The organism is Kosmotoga sp. DU53 (assembly GCF_001639905.1).
GTDB lineage: Bacteria > Thermotogota > Thermotogae > Petrotogales > Kosmotogaceae > Kosmotoga > Kosmotoga olearia.
Map to the genome: position 1 here is coordinate 38,625 of NZ_JGCK01000040.1, position 9,545 is coordinate 48,169.

Below are 9,545 nucleotides of genomic sequence, written 5' to 3' on the forward strand. Positions count from 1 at the left end.
ATGAAGAAAATTTTGATTGTGATCGCCGTATTGTTGATGGTATCACTCCTGGCTGCAGGCCCACTTCTGGATGCGGCAAATGAAAAGCTTGTTGAAATCAAAGATCGAATTGAAAACCTTGGTTTTTCCTGGTATGCAGGACTTCCTGGAAATCTTGAAAAGTACGAAGAACTGGGGATAACCGATCTGAACGCTTTGTTTGAGAAATGGAATGGATATCGTGAACTACCAGATAAATTAAAAACCGATCTGCGCAATTACTATTTCAACAACGCACTCACAACAAAGTATTCCCAGTTGTTGTCAACCGGATTCCTTTATTTTCCTGTTGGTGACGTTACCATTCCTGCAACATCTTTCATACAGATACACACCCCCATTAGAGACCAGGGGTATCACGGAACCTGCTGGGCCTTTTCAACCGTGGCTTCTTTCGAAAGTGCCCTCATGGTTCAAAAGGATGGTCTTTCAGGCGGGGTTGCGGTAGATCCCCGGGATTTCGCTCTTGATGACTACGATCTTTCCGAACAATTCGTTGCCTATCATGACTTAGACTGGGATGTTTTCATTGAATCCCTTTACAATGAATCAGATCCGATAATTCAGGACTCCAATTATGATGCAGGTGGTAATACCTTTTTCTCGTTCTATAACAATATTCGATATGGAATTCCTCTTGAAACCGATCTGCCGTACAGCGCTTATGATCTGAAACCCTGGATTCAGTGGAACCCAAGCAATTCTGAATGGAAGGGCAACCTGATCAGGAGCACCAAGAGCATTGAAATCTGGCCCGGAGACGAACTGGCCTGGATGGGCACCCCATACACCACTTATATCAATGCTATTAAAGAGGCTCTCGTTAAGTTTGGTGCGTTGAGTGTTTCCTATCTGGTACCATATAGCTTCTCTTACTATTCTGAAGGAATATATATGCCTGTTCCAGGTTTTGATGAAATAATCGGTTTTACCGGCGGCCATGCTGTTACGCTTGTTGGATGGCTTGATATGGAGGGTGTGAAAGAACTTGGCTGGGTATCGCCTGACGCGACATGCGTTGAGGTGAACGATCCTTACAGTGGGATAACCTGGCAAGCAACCGAGTTCTGGGTGATAAAAAACAGTTGGGCAGCTAACTGGGGCTGGAACGGTTACTACGTGGTTCCAATGGTTTCCGAGGAGCTTTATAATCTGGCTGCAGAGTACAAAGATTACACCATCATAACTCCGTGGATGATTGAATATCGTTCTATGAGGGTCCCTCTTTTCGAAGAGGCATATGCTCTTAACGAAGACATCGATTTCAACGGTGACGGAGTAGTTGATGAGGCAGATTACCAGCTTCTTATAGAAAATCTGTATACATATAGTTCTACATATGACATATCAGTTCCAAAGGATGGTTATGTTGATCAGGAAGATGTTACAAGGTTCCTTATGATCTGGAATGACATTCACTGATAACAATCTCAATCAAAACAAAAACCCGGGATTTTTGTCCCGGGTTTTTATCTATACTAATTTAAACCAATCGGTTATTCTGTGTTATTAGAGGTTGAACGACTTTTTTTCCTCCTGACTTGCTGAATGAAAAATGTTAGAGATCCTAACACGATCATAAAATGATAAGTTAACAACCTCCAGAGGGTAACGCTTATAGCTATAAGATCTTTGGGAATAGCATCTTTCAACATAAAGAAGAGGCCTGCTTCGAGGGCGCCGCTTGCCCCGGGAGTCGGTACGTAGAAGGCAACAAGGAACAGCAATTCCTGAACACCCCAAACATCAAGGAAAGAAGCCGTTACGGGTTTTCCGGAGGTTTTTGAAAGCCCGATGATGAGAAAATAAAGGATGAATTTGAAAACCATGCTGAAAAGAATAGCAAGCCCAACATCCACGAACATGTAATGAGGTCCTTTGCGCCAGATGAAATGCATGTAATAGTTAAATTCCTCAAAGTTTTTTAGCAGTCTCTCGCGAACTTCGTCGGGTTCGCAGTTCAGCCACTTCGCAAATAACTTACGTAAAAACTTTGGTTTTACAAGAAGATCTACGAGTCTTGTGAGAAGTTTCCGGGAATAAGAGAGAGTAGTCAACAACACCAAAAGGGCAAAGGTAAAAAAAGCACCCAGAAAAGCAAGAATTCCAATTCCTGGTATATTCAAAAAACTTCTCCAGTATTTAGGAAGAAAGAAGATCGCCAGTGTAAGTATGGCTATATTTGTCATAACATAACGTGAGACGATTACAGCCGCGGCTGTTGTAACGTCTATGCCTTTTTTGGTTAAATCGTATATCTGGAATGGCTGCCCACCAGCAGCGAAGGGAGTTATGTTGTTGAAGTACTGCATGAGGAGATTGTTAGTGAAAGCATATGAATATTTGAATTTTATTCCAAAGGCTCTGAGAAGCAGAAGGGTTCTGAGGGCGTTTATAGACAATGCTATCAAATACAACAGAAGTGCGCCAAGGATCCACTGAAACGGAAGCTTCAGGAAAAGAGAAAGATCCAGTTCTTCTCCTGTAAGAGCCAATATAGCTAAAATAACGATAACACTTATAAGAATCGCGTAGACTATATTCTTTGATGAGGCTTGCCGTTTAACTCCCTTTTCTTTCATACAGGCTCCTTTTGGCATTTTTTTGCTTTGAAATTATAACATGCCAACTATTTTTCGCTTTTTAGTGTTTCCAGTACGTGAAGTCATTACCACCGAATATTTTGAAAACGATTTTTCATTCAATACCCGATTTTAAATAATGGCAAGGGATTTTTGGATAATATGGGATAATCAACGTCATTGAGTGAATATTGGTTTTGTAAACGTTTGACACGCTCTCGATTCTGTTGATAGAAATTGTACAAAGTGGGTGAGATGCACGCTAAAGTAATTAGTTTTAGTAATTGGTTAGTTACTATAAAAGAAATTAGATAATAGAGCATTTCTTTTTAGTTTTATTAATGGGCGTTAGGTAAATTTTGAAATGCTCTGATTATTTTAATTTAAAGCCTCCCTATGGTATACTTTCAGCTAAAATACGGCAAAGATTAGCCACTATCTATTGGGGAGGTGTTGTTGTGAGAAGACTAGTTGTAGTATTGTTGATTTTATCCATGGGGATTATATCGCTTGGGGCGATCAAGATAGGGGTTGTCTTGCCGATGACAGGCGGGATTGCCGCTTTTGGAAGAATGGTCTGGGAAGGAGTAGAGATTGCTCGTGAATTGTTTCCTACCGCTCTTGGACAGGAAATAGAACTTGTGTTGCTTGACAATCGTAGTGACAAGGTTGAAGCTGCCAACGCCGTAAGGCGTGCAATTGAACACGAAAAAGTGCTGGCAATTCTTGGGGAAATTGCGAGTTCTCACACTCTGGCTGGAGGGGCTGTTGCTGAAGAAAAACGTACTCCGATGGTTTCACCTTCTTCGACCAATCCTCTTGTGACCTCAGGGAAAAAGTATGTTTCTCGTGTGTGTTTTATCGATCCATTCCAGGGTTGGGCTGCGGCTAAACTCGCCTTTGAAAACCTTGATGCGAGAAATGTCGCGATCTTCATGGATGTTGAGCAGGACTATGCTGTTGGTCTGGCAAACTTCTTCAAAAAGACCTTCCTTGAACTGGGAGGCACTGTTTTCTTTGAATACTACAAAACTGGAGACCAGGATTTCTCTGCGCAGGTGTATGACGCTCTTATGAGAGGTGCCGATGCTTTCTTCATTCCCGGGTACTATCAGGAGATTGCACTTATAGCTATTCAGGCAAGGCAACTGGGTTTCTACGGTCCGCTCGTAACCGGTGACGGTGCAGATGCTCCCGAAACCATCTCCATCGGTGGAGATGCTGTCAATGGTCTTTACTTCACGACCCATTACCATCCAGATAGTCCAGCTGTTACAGAAAATGCCAAGCTCTTCTTAGAAAAGTTCAGAGAAAAGTATGGAAAAGAACCGGCAGCTCTCAGTGCTCTTGGTTTTGATGCGTACATGGTTATAAGGGATGCCATAATCAGGGCTGGATCTCTCGATAAAGATGCTATCGCGGAAGAAATAAGAAAAACGAAGAACTTCCCGGGAGCTACCGGAATCATCAACATCGATTCCAACGGGGATGCGGTAAAATCTGTGGCAATAGTAAAAATAGAAGACGGCAAATTCAAGTACGAGACCACTATAAATCCATAACATGATTTAAGAGAGGGAATGCACATTCTTCCCTCTCTTTTCCCGTTTTTCTTTTCTTTTCTTTTCACTTCATCTTTCTTCTGTGATGTTCGGAGGTGGACTTTTTGGATTGGAGGACATTATTGCAGAATTTTGTTAACGGTTTGAGTCTGGGTTCACTGTATGCACTTATAGCGATCGGCTATACTATGGTTTATGGTATTTTAAGGTTGATAAACTTCGCCCATGGCGATGTTTTCATGATGTCTGTTTATTTCGCTTTCTATTTCGTTACTATCGGAAAGCTTCCATGGTGGCTTTCATTTGCTTTGGCGATTCTTGGAGCGGCTCTGTTGGGATTTGCTATTGACAGAGTTGCATATAAACCTATAAGAAATGCACCTCGTGTTTCAGCACTTATAACAGCAATTGGTGTATCGTTTTTTCTTGAAAGTCTGGCGGTAGTTGTATTTTCCGGTATTCCTAAATCTTTCCGCAATATCTATCCGAATTTTCTGAACAAAATGATAATTATAGGTGGCCATGAAGAAATCAAGTACGGAAGAAAGGTCATAATGGGAGGATTGCGTTTTCCTCTGGTTTCTCTGGTCACATTGATCATAACAGGAATAATACTGGTAATTCTGTGGTGGATAATTTACAGGACAAAAATAGGAATGGCAATGAGAGCAGTTTCAGTTGATATTCCTACAACAGCTCTCATGGGAATAAATGTAGATAATGTTATTGGATTTACTTTTGCTTTTGGCTCAGCATTAGCGGCAATAGGAGGACTGCTCTGGGCTAGCCGATACCCGCAGATCTGGCCGTATATGGGCTTTATGCCAGGATTGAAAGCTTTCATTGCAGCCGTTTTCGGTGGTATTGGCTCCATTCAGGGAGCTGTAATTGGTGGATTGCTATTGGGGTTAACAGAGATAATGTTGGTGGGGATCTTCCCGAGCCTGGCTGGTTATAGAGATGCGTTCGCTTTTTTCATACTCATCATTATTCTTTCTTTGAAACCCAATGGTTTACTGGGTAAGAAAATTATCGTAAAGGTGTGATGTCAGTGAGATTATCTAAGAGAGTTAACTTAATACTGACGATAACATTTTTGCTTTTCATCGCTCTTTTGCTTTACCTGGCCGACGGGAATCTTAACACCTATTATGTAAGGATTATCTCTCTCATTGGTATATACGGAATAATGGCGGTTAGCCTGACTTTAATCAATGGAATCACAGGTATTTTTTCACTGGGACATGCCGGATTTATGGCCATCGGTGCCTACACTTCTGCGCTGTTGACCATGTCCGTACAACAAAAAGAAATGACTTTCATTCTAGATAAGCTCATCTGGCCATTCAATTCGATACAAATCCCATTTCTTCCGGCAACGTTGATCGGCGGACTTGTAGCTGCTGGTTTTGCTTTCTTAATTGGATGGCCGTCTCTTAGGTTGTCAGGAGATTATCTTGCAATCACAACTTTAGGATTCAGCGAAATAATAAGGATTCTGGCACTCAATCTGAGATCCGTGACGAACGGAGCTCTCGGGCTTAAAGGTATTCCCACCTACACCAATGTATGGTGGGCCTGGGGTTGGTTGTTTGCAACGGTGTTATTCATAGCCAGTTTGGTTAACAGCAGTTATGGTAGGGCATTGAAGGCCATACGTGAAGACCGTGTCGCGGCTGAATCGATGGGGATAAACGTTTTCAGGCATCAGTTAATGGCCTTTGTTGTAGGAGGATTTTTTGCCGGTATTGCGGGTTCTCTTTATGCCCACTGGCTATCCACAATTGATCCCAGAACAACCACGATAGGAGTCCTACTGACTTTCAACGCTTTGATAATGATAGTTATAGGCGGTCTTGGCAGTATAAGTGGTGCCATCATTGGCGCAGCTCTTTTCGCTTTCCTGACCGAGTGGCTGAGATTCCTAGAGGAATCTATAAGGATTTTCTCATTCGAATTCTCCGGTATTCCTGGCATGAGAATGCTGGTACTTTCGGCTCTCTTCGTAATCGTGATGATCTTCTGGCCACGTGGCATAATGGGAAAAAATGAGTTGACATGGAACAATCTGTACAACTGGATCTTTAGAAAAAAGGGTGAAGCCAATGAGTAAACTTTTAGAACTTGATCACGTAACCATGAAGTTTGGTGGGCTTGTTGCCGTAAATGATTTCGATAATTACATTGAAGAAGGAGAAATTCTTGGCTTGATTGGCCCCAATGGTGCAGGAAAAACAACTGTGTTCAATGTGATAACAGGTGTTTATATTCCAACAGAAGGGCGAATAATCTTTAATGGTGTGGATATCACACCTTTTAAGCCTCACCAGATCACACATCTTGGTATTGCAAGAACGTTCCAGAACATAAGGTTGTTTGAAGAAATGACCGTTCTGGAAAATGTTATGGTGGCCCAGCATCACGAGCTTGCTACGACAGATGCTGAAAAATTGTTGCGGCAAGCAGGTAGGGAACCTTACGGTGCTGGTGGGATGTGGTTCTGGAAAGCTGTTTTGAGATTGGGTTATCTAGACAAAGAAAAAAGCATAATGAAAAAATCAATGGAGCTCTTAGAACGGATGGGATTGGCGGAATTTGCAAACGAAAAAGCGAGTTCTCTTCCATACGGTGCACAACGGCTTTTGGAAATTGCAAGGGCTTTAGCAACTGATGCAAAACTTCTCTTGCTGGACGAGCCTGCCGCCGGAATGAATCCATCCGAAAGTCATGATTTGATGAATATGATCCGGAAAATCCGGGACGAATTTGGTGTTACTATTTTCCTTATAGAACATGATATGAAAGTCGTCATGGGATTGTGTGAACGTATTTTAGTCATGGATTACGGAAAACTCATCGCAAACGGAACACCCGAAGAGGTTCAGAAGAATCCGAAAGTAATAGAGGCTTATCTCGGGGAGGAATGGCAGAATGTCGGAACGTGATTTCTTATTGACAATAGAAGATCTCAGGGTAAACTATGGAGCAATAAAAGCTTTGAAAGGTATAAGCCTCAACGTTCCCCAAGGGAAAATAGTTACATTGATCGGTGCAAATGGTGCGGGAAAAACAACCACGCTTTCGGCTATTAGTGGCTTAGTGAAAGCTGCATCTGGAAAAATTACTTTTAACGGCGAAGATATAACCAATCTTCCACCTCACGAAATTAACCACAGAGGAATTTCGTTAGTTCCTGAAGGCAGGAGAATATTCCCAAACCTGACGGTACGGGAAAATCTCCTCATGGGAGCCTACAACAGAAAAGACAAAGATGAAGTCCAGAAAAGTATGCAATGGGTATTCGACTTATTTCCCCGTTTGAAAGAACGTATAAACCAGCTTGGTGGAACGCTTTCAGGCGGTGAACAGCAAATGTTGGCCATAAGCAGGGCTTTGATGTCAAAACCAAAGCTCCTCATGATGGATGAACCATCTCTTGGCCTTGCTCCCATGCTGGTAATGGAGGTTTTTGAAGTCATAAAAAAGATAAACGAAGATGGCGGAACAATTCTCCTAATTGAACAGAACGCAGCTGGAGCACTCAAGGTTTCTCATTATGGCTACGTTCTCGAAACAGGAAGGATAACGCTTGAAGGCCCTTCAAAAGAGCTTTTAGCTAACGAAGAGGTTAAAAACGCTTATTTAGGAATTTGAGCTTAAAACACTTGAGAGGGTTGAAGATATGCGTATAGGCATCATTGGTGTAGGAAACATTGGAAGTATCCTTGCCAGAAAGATTCATAATAGATTTTCAATGGACGTGGGAATGCTTTTTCTGTGCGACCGTTTCCCCGAAAAACTCAGGGATTTTGCCGATAATGATAAAGTTAAAATCTCTGACGACCCAGAGAAAGTTTGTGAACAGTCGGATGTGATATTTCTTGCCGTCAAACCTCAAGACGCAGATAACTTGCTATCACAGATAGCAAGCATAGACTTTTCGGAAAAAGCGGTTGTGAGCACGATGACGGGAATTTCCGTGTCGACGATTCAGAAAGCGTTGGATGCAAAAAACGTCGCCAGAATTATGCCAAATATCCCAATAGATATAGGAAAAGGTGTAATCGCGCTTTATTTTTCTGATTCCTTTGAGAAAGCCAGAAGGGAACTCATTCTTAAACTTTTGGACCCTCTTGGTACAGTTATTACCGTAAACGAGAAAGATTTTCCGGCTGTTACGGCGTTGAGTGGTAGCGGCCCGGCGTTCATTTTTGTTATTATAGAGGCATTGATTGACGTTGGGCTGAAAATGGGGCTTTCGTATGATACTTCTAGAGCACTGATTCTTGATATGATTCTCGGCTCGGTAGAGCTGTTAAAAGTGAAAGGGAACCATCCTGGTGAGTTCAGGCACATAGTGACTTCTCCCGGAGGAACAACGATTGAAGGGATTTATTCTCTGGAACGTGAAGGGCTCAGAGGTACGATTATGAAAGTCCTTTTTGACACCTACTCTCGAGCTATCGATATAAGTAAGAAGGCTTCAGGTGTAGATAATACATAATTTTTTTCATTCTTCGGACTATTTCCTGTATAATTTCTAATATCCTTTCGCTATTTTCATGGTGCCCTTGTCTTCTGTTTAATAAGAAGATAAGGGCACCAAGATTTCAGGCAAGTGTTTCGAATATACTTCCGTAACTACAAAATTTAGGTTAATAGGAAAAGATTCTTAGGAATGAACGGTAAAACTCGCTCTTGTAATAAAAGCATACTTGAGTAGATATTCTTAGTTCAATAGTATGGTAAAATTTTGGTGTGACATTAAGTCGTGTCATCCATGGTTTGTTCTCAATTTAGGAGTCTATTTCGTATTTTTTAACATATAAAAACGATGAACTACTTCTTTTCTTATTTTAACTGGGAAGTATTAAGGTTTATTTGTCTAAAAAACATTATGTATGCTTGAAGCATACAACTTTTTATTTGGCAGTATAAAATAAATGCTGTAAAAATAAAAAAAGCCCTGTATCCTAGAATAGGAAGAACACATAAACCATACAAAGGAGGGATACAGGGCCCATGGAAATCAAAGATATTATACTCCAATTTCTCACAGAAAATGAAGAAGGAATGAGAAATCTTCTAACCTGGTTTTTGAATACGGTTATGGAATATGAAGCCCGGATACAGGCTGGAGCAGACTACTACGAGAGAACAAAAAACAGAAGAGCACACCGCAACGGTTATAAGAAAAAGAAGTTTGAACACCAGATTAGGAAAATTGGAGTTGAAGAAACCCCAATTCAGAGAATTCCCCTTCGAAACCAGGGTCTTTGATAAATACTCAAGAGTAGAGAAAGCATTAAAGAACGCTATTGTCGAATCATATCTTCAGGGTGTTTCTACTCGCAGGATAAAG

The 9,545-nt window shown here is 41.5% G+C and carries 7 protein-coding genes and 2 pseudogenes; 8 read left to right on the top strand and 1 reads right to left on the bottom strand.

Features of this window, described 5'->3' with window-relative positions:
• Positions 1-1,461, top strand: coding sequence for a C1 family peptidase (locus DU53_RS05770; RefSeq protein ID WP_063727958.1), 1,461 nt, complete (start codon positions 1-3; stop codon positions 1,459-1,461).
• Between the two features lie 74 nt (positions 1,462-1,535).
• On the opposite strand, the gene DU53_RS05775 is transcribed toward DU53_RS05770, so the two are convergent.
• A complete protein-coding gene (locus tag DU53_RS05775) occupies positions 1,536-2,621 on the bottom strand; it encodes a lysylphosphatidylglycerol synthase transmembrane domain-containing protein (protein ID WP_063727960.1) in 1,086 nt (361 codons plus the stop codon).
• Between the two features lie 458 nt (positions 2,622-3,079).
• Between DU53_RS05775 and DU53_RS05780 the strand changes: the two genes are divergently transcribed.
• The 7 genes and pseudogenes from DU53_RS05780 to DU53_RS05810 form a co-directional block, all read left to right on the top strand.
• Complete coding sequence (locus tag DU53_RS05780; RefSeq protein ID WP_015868462.1) at positions 3,080-4,183, top strand: ABC transporter substrate-binding protein; 1,104 nt, start codon at positions 3,080-3,082, stop codon at positions 4,181-4,183.
• A gap of 104 nt (positions 4,184-4,287) precedes the next feature.
• Positions 4,288-5,229, top strand: coding sequence for a branched-chain amino acid ABC transporter permease (locus DU53_RS05785; protein WP_041288675.1), 942 nt, complete (start codon positions 4,288-4,290; stop codon positions 5,227-5,229).
• Complete coding sequence (locus DU53_RS05790; RefSeq protein WP_063727962.1) at positions 5,229-6,296, top strand: branched-chain amino acid ABC transporter permease; 1,068 nt, start codon at positions 5,229-5,231, stop codon at positions 6,294-6,296. Before DU53_RS05785 ends, DU53_RS05790 begins: the two co-directional genes overlap by 1 nt.
• Entirely contained in the window at positions 6,289-7,128 is an 840-nt protein-coding gene (locus tag DU53_RS05795; RefSeq protein ID WP_063727964.1) for an ABC transporter ATP-binding protein, read from the top strand. The genes DU53_RS05790 and DU53_RS05795 overlap by 8 nt, the downstream gene beginning before the upstream one ends.
• Positions 7,115-7,837, top strand: a complete 723-nt coding sequence (locus tag DU53_RS05800) for an ABC transporter ATP-binding protein (RefSeq protein WP_015868466.1) — start codon at positions 7,115-7,117, stop codon at positions 7,835-7,837. Before DU53_RS05795 ends, DU53_RS05800 begins: the two co-directional genes overlap by 14 nt.
• A gap of 25 nt (positions 7,838-7,862) precedes the next feature.
• Positions 7,863-8,687: pseudogene (gene proC, locus DU53_RS05805) on the top strand (pyrroline-5-carboxylate reductase); the annotation flags it as partial.
• Between the two features lie 518 nt (positions 8,688-9,205).
• Positions 9,206-9,545: pseudogene (locus DU53_RS05810) on the top strand (transposase); the annotation flags it as partial.

Bases quoted from the DNA above. Each gene is read 5' to 3' on its own strand.
- DU53_RS05795 (WP_063727964.1), top strand. From the start codon at position 6,289: ATGAGTAAACTTTTAGAACTTGATCACGTAACCATGAAGTTTGGTGGG.
- DU53_RS05800 (WP_015868466.1), top strand. From the start codon at position 7,115: ATGTCGGAACGTGATTTCTTATTGACAATAGAAGATCTCAGGGTAAAC.
- DU53_RS05790 (WP_063727962.1), top strand. From the start codon at position 5,229: ATGTCAGTGAGATTATCTAAGAGAGTTAACTTAATACTGACGATAACA.
- DU53_RS05775 (WP_063727960.1), bottom strand. From the start codon at position 2,621: ATGAAAGAAAAGGGAGTTAAACGGCAAGCCTCATCAAAGAATATAGTC.
- DU53_RS05770 (WP_063727958.1), top strand. From the start codon at position 1: ATGAAGAAAATTTTGATTGTGATCGCCGTATTGTTGATGGTATCACTC.